Raw genomic sequence first — 14,932 nt, 5'->3', positions numbered from 1 at the left:
TTAATTTCCCTCCAATAATGCTTTGTATTGTTTTGCTACTCTTTCCTTTTTACAATGTTCTCCTTGAACAATTGCTTGCACTTTTTTTACTGCATGATCTATTGTATCATTTACAACAACATAATCATACGACTCCATCATTTCAATTTCATTTCGTGCCTCTTGTAATCTACTTGCAATTAATTCTTCTGACTCTGTTCCTCTGTCTTGAATACGATTTTTTAATTCTTCCAAACTAGGTGGAATTAAAAAGATAAACACACCTTGAGGGAAGTTTTGTTTTACTTGCATTGCTCCTTGTACTTCAATTTCTAAAAAGACATCGTGTCCTTTTTCTATCATTTCTTCTACATATTGCTTCGGAGTTCCATAGTAATTACCTACATATTCCGCATGTTCAAGCAATTTATTTTGTTCAATCATTTCTTTAAATTGATCATGTGTACGAAAGAAATAATCTACACCATCTTTTTCTCCTTCACGTATATTACGTGTTGTCATTGAAATAGAGTATTTTAAATTCGTGTCCTGTTCAAATAAAGCTTTTCTAACGGTTCCTTTCCCTACTCCGGATGGTCCTGATAGTACAAACAAAATACCTTTTTCTTTAATCAAAATAGCTCCTCCTACTTATTCTTCACTAATTTCATCATGACTAAGTACACGTTGCCCAACAGTTTCAGGTTGAACTGCAGATAATACAACATGATCACTATCTGTAATAATTACAGCTCTAGTTCTTCGTCCATATGTTGCGTCAACAAGTTTATTATTTTCTCTAGCTACAGTAATAATACGTTTTATCGGCGCGGATTCAGGTGACACGATAGATATGATTCGATTAGCTGAAACAACATTACCAAAACCGATATTAATTAATTTTAAACTCACTTAGTGCTCCCCCTTGTGATATATAAAAAAAGATATTGTATTAAGCAAAAACTTCATCGTTGTTTCTACTATCTCTACAAAACATTTGATTACTATCTTTTTTGTTTGAACTTACATCAATTGATTAAAACCCAACTATAGGAAGTTCTCTCTTTAATAACGTACATACATTAAATGTCTATGCGTTTTAATTAATACGCAGGGATATATTCCATACACTTGGGAGCAATCAAAAGTTGCAGTATATTGAAGATTTTGGATGAATCTCTTATGTATATGTTCCTGATACTCTATTATAACAATATTTCTTCGTTCACCCAACCATTTTAATTTATTTTCTATCTATTTTTGAATATTTTATCATTATATGTGATCTCATGAGTGAACTGTTTTAATTTATTTAATGATGAACCAAAACAAAAATTGCTATTTCTTCATTATTATAAACAGGAATGATGGTACATAAACGTTAGATAAAAAACTCATGATAAGCGTAAAAAAAATTGGTGTTCGTTTCATTTGTGTATGTTCATGGTATAATAGATGGATGAGGTGATAATTATGGCGTTTGATGGAATTGTAACAAGAGCAATCGTACACGAATTGAATCAGGAAATAAGTTCTGGTCGAATTTTAAAAGTATATCAACCTACGATGCATGAAATTATATTAACAGTACGACAATTCGGAAAGAATAAACAATTGTTACTTTCTTCCCATTCTAGTTATGCACGAATCCATATAACAAATGACAAATATGAGAATCCACAAGAACCTAGCATGTTTTGTATGATGTTAAGAAAATATCTAAATGGTTCTTTTATTAAAGAATTCAAACAAATTGAAAATGAACGTATTATTCATATGGATATCGAAACAAAGAATGAGATTGGTGATATAAGTCAAAAAAGATTGATAATCGAATTAATGGGGAAACACAGTAATATTATTTTAGTTGATATAGAAAGAAATGTGATTATTGATAGCATTAAACATATTTCTACTGCATTCAATAGGCATCGTAGTATTATGCCTGGTAGTACGTATATTGCTCCTCCAAATCAGGGGAAAATAAATCCACTGTCAATAGATGGTGATACATTCATCAAAAAAATAGATTTTAATTCAGGAAAAAAAGACAAACAAATTGTTCAACAATATATGGGCATCTCCCCATTACTAGCGAATGAAATAATATTTCGTGCTGGTTTAAATCAAATTTCTGTATATAAACAAGTTTTTGAACAATTGATTGAAACAATTATTAACAATGAATTTTCTCCACAAATCATTGAAGCTAAAAAACGATATTTTTATGTTCTACCGTTACAATCTGTTACTGGACAAGTGAAACAGTATACAACTGTTAGTGAAATGCTTGATGATTTTTACTCAGGTAAAGCAGAGCGTGACAGAGTGAAGCAAAAAGCTGGTGATTTATTACGTTTTCTAGCGAACGAAATAAAGAAAAATGAACGAAAATTAGAGAAGCTTGATATGACATTAGAAGATGCAAAGAATGCGGAACATTATAAGCATAGCGGAGAATTACTCACTGCTCACATGCATCTAGTAAATTTTGGTGATACATCTATTGAAGTAGTTGATTATTATGATCCGAATCAGTCAACAAAATCGATTACACTAAATCCACATAAAACACCTAGCGAAAATGCACAGAACTTTTTTAAAAAGTATCATAAATTAAAAAAATCTAAAGAAATGGTAACAGAAGAAAAGAAAAAAGCAATAGAAGAGATTGCTTATTTAGATGAAATCATTTCACAAATTGAATCTGCACGCGAAGTGGATATCGAAGAAATAAGAGAAGAGTTACAAGAACAAGGCTATTTAAAAAAGCGCGTAGATAAGAACAAGAAGAAAAAAATGACAAACAAACCAACACCAGAATTGTACTTTTCTTCTGATGGTACGGAAATTCTTGTTGGTAGAAACAACAAGCAAAATGATTATTTGACAAATAAGTTAGCTAAAAAAAATAATATCTGGTTACACACAAAGGACATACCAGGATCACATGTCGTGATTAAACATGATCATCCTTCAGAGCAAACATTATTTGAAGCAGCACAATTAGCAGCAAATTACAGTAAATCTAAACACTCATCTACTGTGCCTGTGGACTATACACAAGTGAAGCACGTAAAAAAACCGAATGGCGCTAAACCAGGTTTTGTTATTTATGAACAGCAAAAAACACTTTATATTACTCCTGATGATACTTATTTATCTAAATTAAAACAAACCCCTTCAAAATAGTATTTTGTCGGGGTTTGTTTATTTATGACAAATATAAAAGATAGAAGTAATATTATGCGGTTGCCCGGGAAATTATTGCTTATTTCCTAAATCATTTCTCCACTCAATAAGACTATCTTTTTCCGTTGTAGTTATTTCACCTTGTTCCACTAATGCTTCTGCTAAAATATCAAAATTAGTTATTGTAGCAAAAGGTATTTTCACTTGATTAAATCTTTGCACTGCTTTATTCAATCCATAACTAAAGATAGCAAAAACACTTAAAACTGTTGCTCCTTCTTCTTGTAAAACTAATGCACTATCAATCGAAGAACCACCCGTGGAAATTAAGTCTTCAATAACTAGTACTTTATCGCCACGTTCAATTTTTCCTTCAATTTGATTTTGCTTGCCATGACCTTTTGGTTTTGACCTGACATACACCATAGGTAAATCCAAATATTCCGCTAACCATGCTGCATGTGGAATGCCTGCCGTTGCACATCCTGCAATCACATCTGGCTTCTCATCAAGCTCATCGATCATTTGGACAAATTGTTCCACTATCAATTTACGAATCTTTGGATAAGACATTGTTAAGCGATTGTCACAATATATTGGTGAATGAATACCAGAAGTCCAAACAAATGAACGATCTGGCTTTATTTGAATTGCACTAATTTCATATAATGCATTTGCCACTTCTTTTGACTTAAGCATTGTTCCACTCCTCTATTACACGTTGGTAATTGTGTGCTGGATTATCTGCTTTCGTAATACTACGTCCAATCACTAAATAATCCGCACCATTTTGTTTCGCAAAAGTTGGTGTCGCCACTCTTTTTTGATCATTTACATTGGAATCTGTTAAACGAATTCCTGGTGTGACTGTTAAAAAGTCTTTACCGCATGCATCTTTAATTATATTTGCTTCATGTGCAGAACACACGACACCATCCGCTCCACTATCTTTAGATAACTTTGCCAAACGAAGTACAGTTTCATTTAAGGATTCATGAATACATAATTCATTGTTTAATGTAGATGCATCCATTGATGTAAGAACAGTTACTGCTATAAGTTTAGGTAACTTGTCTTTTGCTCCATTTTCAAGCCCTTTTTTGGCTGAGCGAATCATTTCGCTACCACCTGATGCATGTACATTCACGATGTCTACACCTAAATCTGCCAAATTGAACATTGCCTTTTCAACTGTAGTCGGAATATCATGCAATTTTAGATCGAGAAATATAGGGTGATGGTGTTCTTTCAACCATTGAATAATTTGACGACCTTCTCTGTAAAATAATTCCATACCAACTTTTACTGGTACACCAAATAATTTGTTGTGTTCAATAAATTGTTTCACATCTTCTGCTGTACGAAAATCCAACGCTAAAAAAAATGGTTTATTCATGTACATGCCCCTTCCCTATTGCATCTGCAACACTCGAAAATCCATATTCCGACAAAACTTGCGGAAGTTGCTCAATAATTTCCGGACATGCGTATGGATTTTGGAAATTAGCTGTTCCTACAGCGACTGCATTAGCTCCAGCTAACAAAAATTCTACAACATCTTCTGCTGTTGTTATACCACCCATACCGATGATTGGTACATCCAACGCTTGTCTTACTTCATAAATCATTCGAATTGCTATTGGCTTAATGGCAGGACCAGATAAGCCACCTGTTTTATTTGCAATAATCGGCGCTCGCTTTTTTAAATTAATTTGCATTCCTGTTAATGTATTGATCATCGATAGACCATCAGCTCCCACATCTACAACTGCTTTAGCCATTGTGGTAATGTTTGAAACATTCGGTGATAATTTTACATATACAGGAAAGTTACTTGCTTCTTTTACTTTATACGTTACCTCTTTCGCTAACTCAGGATTTGTACCAAATTGTACGCCGCCTTCTTTCACATTTGGACATGATATATTCAACTCTAATGCAGCAATGTCCTGAGACTTATTTAGCGTTGTTGCTACATGAACATATTCATCCACTGTACTACCTGCTACATTTGCAATAACAGGTGTATCGAATGGACGTAAAAATGGTAACTCATCTGTAATGATTTTTTCCACGCCAGGATTTTGTAACCCAATTGCATTTAACATGCCACTTGAGGTTTCTGCTACTCTTGGTGTTGGATTACCATATCTTGCTTCACCTGTAGCAGCTTTCACAATAATTGCACCTAATGTATTCAAATCATAAAACTCACTATATTCTTTTCCAAACCCAAAACAACCTGAGGCAGGCATAACAGGATTTTTTAACGTAAGACCTGGTAATTGTACAGCTAAATTCATCCTAATAGCACCTCATTTGCATAAAATACTGGTCCATCTTTACAGATTTTCTTATTCTTTGTTGGATCGTTTTTTAATGGAACAACACATGCATAACATGTACCGACCCCACAACCCATTCTTTCTTCTAACGAAATGTACCCTTTTTCATTGGCTAATAAAGTAGTAACAGCTTGTAACATTGGTGTCGGACCACATGAAAAATAATAATCCATTGGTTGATCTAATTCTTTGATGATATCTGTTACAAAGCCTTTCTTACCATATGTGCCATCATTTGTAGCAATATATGTGTCACCTAACTGTTGAAATTTCTCTTCATAGAAGACATGTGATTTCCCTTGAAAACCTAGTACACTTGTTACTTTTACACCTTTTTCTTTTAACTGTTGACCGAGATAATAGAGAGGAGGGACTCCAATCCCTCCGCCAACAAGCAATGCATGTTCAAGTTCTAATTCTTCAATTGGATAATGGGAACCGCATGGTAAGATGATATCTAAATAATCACCTGAACGACATTCACTTAGTTTCTTTGTACCTTCACCAAATATTTTGAAAATCATCGTGAAAGTTTTTTGTTCACGATCCACATTAGCAATAGATATAGGTCGTCTTAACATATGGCCTGGCACTAGTATATGAACAAATTGACCTGGTTTTAATTCTACTGCGAGATCCGACTTTACCGTCACTTCGAATGTTGCTTCAGCTATTTGTAAATGGCTAATGATTTCAAGTCTTTTCTTTGTAATCAAAGTACCACTGCCTTCCCTTCCACAGCAGGTCTTGCAGTAAATGTTGTCGAATCAATTACATTTACAATTGCTTCTGCTGTGTCTAAACTAGTTAAACAAGGAACACCATGTTCTACTGCTTCTCTACGAATTCTAAATCCGTCGGAACGAGGTTTTTTACCTGATGTTAATGAATTGACAACAAGTTGAACTTCGCCTTTTTCAATAATCGACAATACATTTTTACCTTCAGCATCTACTTTTCCAACTGATGTAACAATTAATCCTAGTGATTCTAAATATTTTGCAGTTCCTTCAGTTGCATACAGATGAAAGCCTAATTCAAAGAATTTCTTAGCTATTTCGCTTGCTTCTTCTTTATCTTTGTCAGCTACAGTAATTAACACTGCACCTTCCATAGGAATCTTAAGACCTGATGCTGTTAATCCTTTGTATAATGCTTTTTCCAAGGTTCGATCACGACCAATCGCTTCACCCGTTGATTTCATTTCAGGCCCAAGCATTGTATCCACACTACGTAATTTCTCAAATGAGAAAACAGGAACTTTTACTGATACTGTCTTCGGTTCTGGGAGTAAGCCTCTCTCATAACCCATTGCAGCCAACGATTCGCCAATAATACAGCGTGTCGCAATATTAGCCATCGTTACACCAGTAATTTTACTTAAAAATGGTATCGTACGACTTGCTCTAGGATTTACTTCTAATACGTATACCTCATTTTTATGCACAACAAATTGAATATTAATAAGACCCTTTACACCCAATTTCTCTGCGATGTTAATCGTAATGTCTACACATTTTTGTTTGATTTCTTTTGATAAACGTTGTGTTGGATATACAGCAATAGAATCTCCAGAGTGTACACCTGCTCGTTCTATATGTTCCATTACTCCTGGAATAATCGTTGTTTCCCCATCACTTATCGCATCTACTTCTACTTCAATACCTGTTAAATACTTATCAATTAATACAGGGTGCTTATGCTTAATATGGTTCGTTTTTTGTAAATAACTTTCTAATTCTTCTTCATTGTAGACAATTTCCATTTGTGAACCACCGATAACATACGATGGACGTACTAATACAGGATATCCAATGGAATTTGCTGCTTCAATTGCTTGGTTCAACTGACGAACACTTTTACCTTTCGGCTGTGGAATTTTTAATTCTTGTAATAGTTGCTCGAATTTATCACGGTCTTCTGCTGTATCGATAGCAGTTAATGGAGTACCTAGAATGTTCACTCCTCTTCTTTCTAGACCCTCAGCTAAGTTAATGGCTGTTTGACCACCAAATTGAACAATAACACCTTCAGGTTTTTCTAACTCCACCACATGCATGACGTCTTCTAATGTTAATGGTTCGAAATATAACTTATCTGACACACTAAAATCTGTCGAAACCGTTTCAGGATTACTATTCATGATGATTGCTTCAAAACCTGCTTCTTTTAATGCAAGTACAGAGTGAACTGTTGCATAATCAAATTCAATCCCTTGTCCTATTCGAATTGGACCAGAACCAATAACAATTACTTTTTTACGATCTGAACAAATAGATTCATTTTCCTCTTCATAAGAGCTATAAAAATATGGTGTCGCAGATTCGAATTCAGCTGCACATGTATCTACCATTTTATAAACAGGGAAGAGATTTTGTTCTTTTCTTAAGTTATAAATCGTATCAATCTCCACATCCCATGTTCTCGCAATTTGCATATCAGATAATCCTAGCAATTTTGCTTCTTTCAATACATCTATATTGTTGATATTGTTAGCCAATTTCGTTTCAAAATCAATGATATTTTTAATTTTATTTAAGAAAAATAAATCTATTTTTGTTAGCGAATGAATTTCTTCAATAGTCATTCCTTTACGCAATACTTCTGCTAGTACATAAATACGTTCATCATCTGGTTTTACTAATCTTTCTGTTAACTCTTCTATTGAATGTTCTTCTAATTTCGCTAAGTAAAAATCTTCACCACTAATGTCTAATGAACGAATTCCTTTGAGTAATGCTTCTTCAAAATTACGTCCAATTGCCATTACTTCACCAGTTGCTTTCATTTGTGTACCTAATTGACGGTTACCTAACACAAATTTATCAAATGGAAAGCGAGGGAATTTTGTTACAACATAATCTAATGCTGGTTCATAACAAGCATATGTTGTTTCCGTGATTGGATTCATAATTTCATCCAATGTCATTCCAATTGCAATTTTCGCTGCAATTTTAGCAATTGGATATCCAGTTGCTTTTGAAGCAAGTGCAGACGATCTACTAACACGTGGATTTACTTCAATAATGTAATATTGGAAACTATCTGTATCTAATGCTAACTGAACGTTACATCCACCTTCGATTTTAAGTGCTCGAATGATTTTTAGTGATGCAGATCGAAGCATTTGGTACTCTCTATCACTTAAAGTTTGAGATGGTGCAACAACAATTGAATCACCTGTATGAATACCAACTGGATCAATATTCTCCATATTACATACAACAATTGCTTGGTCATTCTTGTCGCGCATTACTTCATATTCAATTTCTTTAAATCCTGCAATATTTCTTTCGATTAAACATTGACTTACTGGAGATAAAGCTAATCCATTTCTAGTAATCTCACGCAAATCTTTTTCGTTATAACACATACCTCCACCAGTTCCACCGAGTGTATATGCAGGACGGACGATTAATGGATAACCTATTTCATCAGCAAATTCTAATGCTTGGTCTACCGTATTCACGATACGACTTTCAGGCACAGGCTCATTAATCTCATTCATTAATGTTCTGAATTTTTCTCTATCTTCTGCTTGTTGGATTGCTTCTAACTTTGTACCAAGTAATTCTGTATTTGTTTCTTCTAATATACCTGATTCGTCTAATGCAACAGCTAAGTTTAGTCCTGTTTGTCCACCAAGTGTTGGCAAGATTGCATCAGGACGTTCCTTGCGAATGATTTTAGATAAGAATTCAACTGTTAATGGCTCCATATATACAGTATCTGCAATCGTATGATCTGTCATGATTGTCGCAGGATTAGAATTTGCCAAAATAACAGTGTATCCTTCTTCTTTAAGTGATTGACATGCTTGTGTTCCAGAATAATCAAATTCAGCTGCTTGTCCAATTACAATTGGACCAGAACCTATTACTAAGATTTTTTGAATGTCTGTACGTTTTGGCATTATGCTTCCTCCTTCAATGTTGCTTGGTATAATTCAATTGTATTCATAAATTTATCAAATAAATAATTCGTATCATCTGGACCTGGTGAAGCTTCAGGGTGATATTGAACAGAGAATGCTGGATAAGTGGCATGTTTCACACCTTCCACTGTTTTATCATTTAATGCAACTTGAGTTAACACTAAGTCTGTTGCTTTAATGGACTCTTCCGTTACAGCATATCCGTGGTTTTGTGATGTTAAGTAAGTTTTCTTTGTTTCATAGTCATAGACAGGGTGATTTGAGCCACGATGACCAAATTTCAATCTATCCGTATCCGCACCACATGCTAAAGCTAATAATTGATGACCTAAACAAATACCAAATGTCGGTACAGTTGGAATAACTTCTTTAATCATTTCAATTGCTTCAGGTACATTTTTTGGATTTCCTGGGCCATTCGTTAGCATAATCCCGTCTGGCTTCAATCGTAAAATGTTTTCTGCTCCGTAATTGTATGGTACTACAGTCACATGGCAATTACGTTTTGTTAATTCTCTTAAAATACCATGTTTCATACCAAAGTCTACTAATACGATACGATATCCTCTACCTGGTGACACATATGGTTTCATTGTAGAAACACGAGAAACTTGATCTGTTAATGACTCTTTATTTTCCATTTTCGCTAACGCTTGTTCAAGTGTCACTTCTTCATCAGTCGCTGTTAATATACCTCGCATTGTTCCATGTTTACGTAATATTTTTGTTAACTTACGTGTATCAATTCCTGCAATACCTGGAATATTATTTGCAATTAAAAATTCATTTAAACTCTCATCACTTCTAAAGTTTGACGGTGTTTCGCAAAATTCTTTTACAACAAAACCGAAAATTGCAGGATTAATTGTTTCAAAATCATCTTTGTTAATGCCATAGTTTCCTATTAACGGATATGTCATGGTTACTATCTGTCCACAATAAGAAGGGTCGGATAGTGTTTCTTGGTATCCAGTCATCCCTGTTGTAAATACTACTTCACCAATTTTTTCGTCTGTTGAGCCAAATGCCTGTCCTTCAAATATCGTTCCATCTTCTAGAATTAAGCGTCTTTTCATTTTGTCCCCTCCTGAAATACTATGTCTCCATGATAAATAGTAGTGATTGGCTTACCAATGACTTCCCATTGATCAAATGGTGTATTTTTTCCTTTGGATAAGAATGTAGTTTTATCAATAGATTCTTTACTATCTAGATCAATAATTGTTAGATCAGCACTATTTCCAACATTTATTCTGCCATAAGGTAACTGAAATACATCTGCTGGTTTTACTGTCATCCAATCAATTAATTGTTTCAAAGTAAATATTCCTTTTTTGACAAAGTGTGTATGCAACAAGCTAAATGCTGTTTCAAAACCTACAATTCCAAATGGTGCTTGATTCATCCCATTTGCTTTTTCTTGCTCCGTATGTGGTGCATGATCTGTTGCGATAAAATCAATTGTGCCATCTAATAATCCATCAATTAATGCTTGTTGATCTTCTTTTGCACGTAGAGGTGGATTCATTTTGAAATTTGCATCATCTTCTGTGATTGCTGTTTCATTTAATAATAAATGGTGTGGAGTTACTTCAGCGGTAACATGAATACCTGCTTTTTTAGCATCTCTTATGACTCTAACGGATTCCTTTGTGCTCACATGACACACATGATAATGACATCCTGTAGCTTCAGCTAGTAATACATCTCTAGCTATTTGTACTGATTCACATATAGAAGGAATACCTTTAAGACCCAATTGCTTACTTACTTCTCCTTCGTGCATCACACCATTATGAATAAGCGTATTTTCTTCACAATGTGCAACTATCGGCATATTAATCGAAGCAGCAATATTCATTGCTTGTAACATCATATCTGCAGATTGTACACCAACACCATCATCTGTAAATGCAAATGCACCCTTTTCTTTTAATGCTTCCATATCTGTTAACGTATCTCCTATCAATCTCTGTGTAATAGAAGCATAAGGTAACACTCTAATTTTTGCTGTTTCTTTAATTCTATTTAGAACTTGTTCTAATACTTCTACCGAATCAGGTGTCGGTTGCGTATTTGGCATTGCACATACTGTCGTGTATCCACCACGTGCTGCAGACGAAGTTCCAGTTAAAATGGTTTCCTTTGCTTCTCCACCTGGTTCTCTTAGATGCACATGAACATCTACAAAACCTGGTACTAACAAGTTACCATTCCCATTAATGATTTCTACATTATCTTTATCAAGTTCTAACCCAATTACTTCTATAAGACCATTATTAATCAATAGTTCGCGTTCGACCAGTTCCCCATTATCCGATAAAAGTTTGACGTTTGTGATTAGTTTTTTCATGATAATTTCCTCCCTCATTTAGCAAACTCTGAATAACAGCCATTCTTGCAAAAACTCCATTTTGCATTTGTTTAAAAATACGTGACCTCTCACACTCAACTAAGGAATCTTCAATTTCTACATTTCGATTTACTGGAGCAGGATGCATAATAATAGCATGTTTTTGCATTCTTTTTTCTCTATCTACAGTCAAACCAAATTGTTGTAGATAATCATTCGTATTGAGTATGGAATCAGCTTGATGTCTTTCATGTTGAATCCGTAATAACATTAAAATGTCCGCCGTCTCTACAGCTTCATCCATCGTAATATACGGATAGGATAACGAATCATCATGCCACTCTGCTATTCCCGTTAAATACACTTTACAACCTAGAGTACTTAGGGCATATGCATTTGATCTAGCCACCCTACTATGTTTAATATCACCAGCAATAACCACTTTCAAATCGCGAAATTGTTGGAACTCTTGATAGATAGTTACTAAATCTAATAATGATTGAGTTGGATGTTCACCTGTACCATCACCAGCATTAATGATCGGGGTTTTGATCATTTCACTTAATTTTTTTGCGATATTTGCTTCTTGATGCCTTAATACGATTAAGTTTGCACCAATCGATTCAAATGTACGAATTGTATCATATATACTTTCACCTTTTGTAACACTCGAAACTTCTGACATAAAGTCTAATACATTTAATCCTAGTCGCCTTTGTGCAACAACAAAACTCATTTTTGTACGTGTACTTGGTTCAAAAAAAAGGTTTGCGGCAAAAAGCTGTTTTTCTAATGGTTGTGCACCATGAATACTTATATTATCTGCTTGTTTTACTAATAAAAGTATTTCTTGTTCTGTTAAATCTTGCATTGAAACAAAATGTCGCATGATACATCTCCCCTTTTCCTATGTTAAACTCATTTGTTGTCTTCAGATGATTCAAATAACTGTCCATTTCCGTATCCAGAATCTTTACCAGGTAAAATTAAATTTAACAATAAACCTATGATTGCAGATAAAGCCATTCCCGCAATATGCAAATTCTCTGCATTTTTGATAGGAATTTCTATATATGCTCCACCTATACCGATGACTAAAATAACTGAAGAGATAATTAAATTTCGTTTATTACCTAAATCAATTTGATTGTCAATTAACATACGTAATCCACTTGAAGCAATAATTCCAAATAGTAGGATAGATACACCACCCATTACTGGCCTTGGTATGGATGCAATTAATTCTGTGATGATTCCAACAAATCCGAACATTATGGCAAGTACTGCTGCACCAGCAATAACGAACACACTAAAAACTCTTGTAATTGCAAGTACTCCGATGTTCTCACCATATGTAGTATTTGGAGGACCACCAACTAATGAAGCAATAATTGTAGCAACGCCATCTCCCAAAATGGATCGATGTAATCCTGGTTTTTCTAAGAAGTTACGTCCAGCTATTTTTGATAAGACCATTTGATCACCGATGTGTTCTGCAACTGTAACAATTGCGACAGGAACCATAATGAATAGGAAACTCCAATTAAAGAGTTCGATTGGATTATACGTGACAAATGGGATAACAAAGTCTGGCATAACAAAAATAGAGCTAAGTAATTCCGTCAATGATTCACTAGAAATAATTTCGGACCATGCAGCACTTACACCACTTGCATCTAAAACTTTCACTCCTGTAATCATTGTGATAATTAATCCATAAAGATAACCCCCGATTATTCCAATTAATATAGGAATAAGTCCAAAAAATCCTTTGAACATTAATGAACCAATTACAGTAATTAATAATGTGACAATCGCAGTACTAAAGTGAATTCCGCTATACTCGTTATTAACGTTCATTGCCATATCCACAGCAGTAGGTGCAAGTCCTAATCCGATAACGATGATGACTGGTCCCACTACAACAGGTGGCAATACTTTAATGATCCATTTCGTTCCAAACATTTTAATACATATTGCTAATATTCCGTAAACAATTCCTGCAAAAAAACTTCCAATCATGACACCACCAGTACCACCGATTAACATTGCACTCGTTATTGGTGTAATAAATGCAAAACTTGAACCTAAATATGCAGGAATTTGTCCTCTTGTAATGAGTAGATATGCCAATGTACCAAGACCGCTTGATATTAAAGCAACTGCTTGTGACAAGTCTGTTAAGTATGGAACTAATATGGTTGACCCAAACATTGCAAACAAATGTTGTAAACTAAAGAGCCACCATTTAGATAGTTTTGGTACTTCTTGCACGTCTAGTACAATATTTTCATTTTTCATTTTTGTATTCCCCTTTTGCATGCTAATATAATATAATTCTTTATCTATTATGTATTTTTTGATTCTACAAACTCACATCATTCTCAAAAACTCTGTTTGTATATAAAAAAACCTCTTTGCAAGGTCGCAAAGAGGTAGACGTGTCCAAAAATATGGCAACACATCACTTCAGCAACCTTGTAAGTATCTCTGTACTTATTTAAAGGTTTATTATTCTTTTTCAAATATACTAACACTATCGTTATGATCGATTTCTTCTAATTCAACAGTAATGATTTCACTTTGTGATGTCGGAATATTTTTTCCAATAAAATCTGCTCTTATTGGTAATTCTCGATGTCCTCTATCTACTAATACTGCTAATTGAATTTGAGATGGTCTTCCATGGTCCATTAATGCATCCATTGCAGCTCTTACTGTTCTACCTGTATATAATACATCGTCAACTAGAACAACATTCTTGCCAGTTACTTGTTCTTTCAAATTTGCGTCATTCAATTTCGGTTCTTTTTGATCGTCAATATGTGTTAGATCATCACGATATAAAGTGATATCTAATTCACCAATTGGAACATCTACTCCTTCAATTTCTCTAATCCGATCTCTTAGACGATTAGCAATAGGAACACCTCGTGTTTTAATTCCAACGATCATTAAGCCTTCTACACCTTTATTACGTTCTAATATTTCATGAGCTATTCGTGTCAATGCTCTCTTCATTGCATTCGCATCAAGTACATTCGCTTTTTTGTTCATCAAAATAACTCCTTTACGCCTTAAATAAGAAAACCCTTTTGCTCACATGAGGAACAAAAGGGTGGAAGATAT

At 34.3% G+C, this 14,932-nt stretch carries 13 protein-coding genes; 1 reads left to right on the top strand and 12 read right to left on the bottom strand.

Translation table 11 applies throughout. The features are described from left to right. Together gmk and remA are read right to left on the bottom strand one after the other, a co-directional pair. Positions 1-615 carry a guanylate kinase gene (gene gmk / locus ACFOZ1_RS05925; RefSeq protein ID WP_390197057.1) on the bottom strand — a complete coding sequence of 205 codons (615 nt, stop codon included), beginning with the start codon at positions 613-615 and terminating at the stop codon, positions 1-3. Between the two features lie 15 nt (positions 616-630). Then, positions 631-891 (bottom strand): extracellular matrix/biofilm regulator RemA, encoded by a 261-nt coding sequence (gene remA / locus ACFOZ1_RS05920; protein ID WP_390197054.1) that lies wholly within the window; start codon positions 889-891, stop codon positions 631-633. 561 nt (positions 892-1,452) lie between these two features. On the opposite strand from remA, the gene ACFOZ1_RS05915 reads away from it, so the two are divergent. Further along, entirely contained in the window at positions 1,453-3,171 is a 1,719-nt protein-coding gene (locus ACFOZ1_RS05915) for an Rqc2 family fibronectin-binding protein (protein ID WP_390197052.1), read from the top strand. A gap of 72 nt (positions 3,172-3,243) precedes the next feature. Here ACFOZ1_RS05915 and pyrE read toward each other — a convergent pair whose 3' ends face one another. The 10 genes from pyrE to pyrR form a co-directional block, all read right to left on the bottom strand. Continuing rightward, positions 3,244-3,870, bottom strand: coding sequence for an orotate phosphoribosyltransferase (gene pyrE / locus ACFOZ1_RS05910; protein WP_390197049.1), 627 nt, complete (start codon positions 3,868-3,870; stop codon positions 3,244-3,246). Beyond that, the gene (gene pyrF, locus ACFOZ1_RS05905; RefSeq protein ID WP_390197046.1) at positions 3,863-4,567 is read right to left on the bottom strand and encodes an orotidine-5'-phosphate decarboxylase; all 705 of its coding nucleotides are present in this window, start codon (positions 4,565-4,567) and stop codon (positions 3,863-3,865) included. The genes pyrE and pyrF overlap by 8 nt, the downstream gene beginning before the upstream one ends. Next, positions 4,560-5,474, bottom strand: coding sequence for a dihydroorotate dehydrogenase (locus tag ACFOZ1_RS05900; protein ID WP_390197043.1), 915 nt, complete (start codon positions 5,472-5,474; stop codon positions 4,560-4,562). The genes pyrF and ACFOZ1_RS05900 overlap by 8 nt, the downstream gene beginning before the upstream one ends. Further along, positions 5,471-6,232, bottom strand: a complete 762-nt coding sequence (locus ACFOZ1_RS05895) for a dihydroorotate dehydrogenase electron transfer subunit (protein ID WP_390197040.1) — start codon at positions 6,230-6,232, stop codon at positions 5,471-5,473. The genes ACFOZ1_RS05900 and ACFOZ1_RS05895 overlap by 4 nt, the downstream gene beginning before the upstream one ends. Then, a complete protein-coding gene (gene carB, locus ACFOZ1_RS05890; RefSeq protein ID WP_390197038.1) occupies positions 6,229-9,429 on the bottom strand; it encodes a carbamoyl-phosphate synthase large subunit in 3,201 nt (1,066 codons plus the stop codon). Before carB ends, ACFOZ1_RS05895 begins: the two co-directional genes overlap by 4 nt. Further along, complete coding sequence (locus ACFOZ1_RS05885; RefSeq protein ID WP_390197035.1) at positions 9,429-10,526, bottom strand: carbamoyl phosphate synthase small subunit; 1,098 nt, start codon at positions 10,524-10,526, stop codon at positions 9,429-9,431. The genes carB and ACFOZ1_RS05885 overlap by 1 nt, the downstream gene beginning before the upstream one ends. Next, positions 10,523-11,803, bottom strand: coding sequence for a dihydroorotase (locus ACFOZ1_RS05880; RefSeq protein WP_390197033.1), 1,281 nt, complete (start codon positions 11,801-11,803; stop codon positions 10,523-10,525). Before ACFOZ1_RS05880 ends, ACFOZ1_RS05885 begins: the two co-directional genes overlap by 4 nt. Then, positions 11,763-12,692 (bottom strand): aspartate carbamoyltransferase catalytic subunit, encoded by a 930-nt coding sequence (locus ACFOZ1_RS05875; RefSeq protein ID WP_390197032.1) that lies wholly within the window; start codon positions 12,690-12,692, stop codon positions 11,763-11,765. The genes ACFOZ1_RS05880 and ACFOZ1_RS05875 overlap by 41 nt, the downstream gene beginning before the upstream one ends. Positions 12,693-12,721: 29 nt before the next feature. Further along, entirely contained in the window at positions 12,722-14,104 is a 1,383-nt protein-coding gene (locus ACFOZ1_RS05870; protein WP_390197029.1) for a solute carrier family 23 protein, read from the bottom strand. A 210-nt stretch (positions 14,105-14,314) separates the two neighbouring features. Beyond that, positions 14,315-14,860: a bifunctional pyr operon transcriptional regulator/uracil phosphoribosyltransferase PyrR gene (gene pyrR, locus ACFOZ1_RS05865; protein WP_390197027.1), complete on the bottom strand. Its 546-nt coding sequence runs from the start codon at positions 14,858-14,860 to the stop codon at positions 14,315-14,317. Positions 14,861-14,932: the final 72 nt, after the last annotated feature.

Source organism: Gracilibacillus marinus, assembly GCF_042651725.1.
GTDB lineage: Bacteria > Bacillota > Bacilli > Bacillales > Amphibacillaceae > Gracilibacillus > Gracilibacillus marinus.
This window is presented reverse-complemented; position numbering and strand designations above follow the sequence as displayed.

Excerpts from the sequence above, each read along its gene's own strand:
- ACFOZ1_RS05915 (WP_390197052.1), top strand. The coding sequence starts at position 1,453 with ATGGCGTTTGATGGAATTGTAACAAGAGCAATCGTACACGAATTGAAT.
- pyrE (WP_390197049.1), bottom strand. The coding sequence starts at position 3,870 with ATGCTTAAGTCAAAAGAAGTGGCAAATGCATTATATGAAATTAGTGCA.
- pyrF (WP_390197046.1), bottom strand. The coding sequence starts at position 4,567 with ATGAATAAACCATTTTTTTTAGCGTTGGATTTTCGTACAGCAGAAGAT.
- ACFOZ1_RS05900 (WP_390197043.1), bottom strand. The coding sequence starts at position 5,474 with ATGAATTTAGCTGTACAATTACCAGGTCTTACGTTAAAAAATCCTGTT.
- carB (WP_390197038.1), bottom strand. The coding sequence starts at position 9,429 with ATGCCAAAACGTACAGACATTCAAAAAATCTTAGTAATAGGTTCTGGT.
- ACFOZ1_RS05885 (WP_390197035.1), bottom strand. The coding sequence starts at position 10,526 with ATGAAAAGACGCTTAATTCTAGAAGATGGAACGATATTTGAAGGACAG.
- ACFOZ1_RS05880 (WP_390197033.1), bottom strand. The coding sequence starts at position 11,803 with ATGAAAAAACTAATCACAAACGTCAAACTTTTATCGGATAATGGGGAA.
- ACFOZ1_RS05875 (WP_390197032.1), bottom strand. The coding sequence starts at position 12,692 with ATGCGACATTTTGTTTCAATGCAAGATTTAACAGAACAAGAAATACTT.
- ACFOZ1_RS05870 (WP_390197029.1), bottom strand. The coding sequence starts at position 14,104 with ATGAAAAATGAAAATATTGTACTAGACGTGCAAGAAGTACCAAAACTA.
- pyrR (WP_390197027.1), bottom strand. The coding sequence starts at position 14,860 with ATGAACAAAAAAGCGAATGTACTTGATGCGAATGCAATGAAGAGAGCA.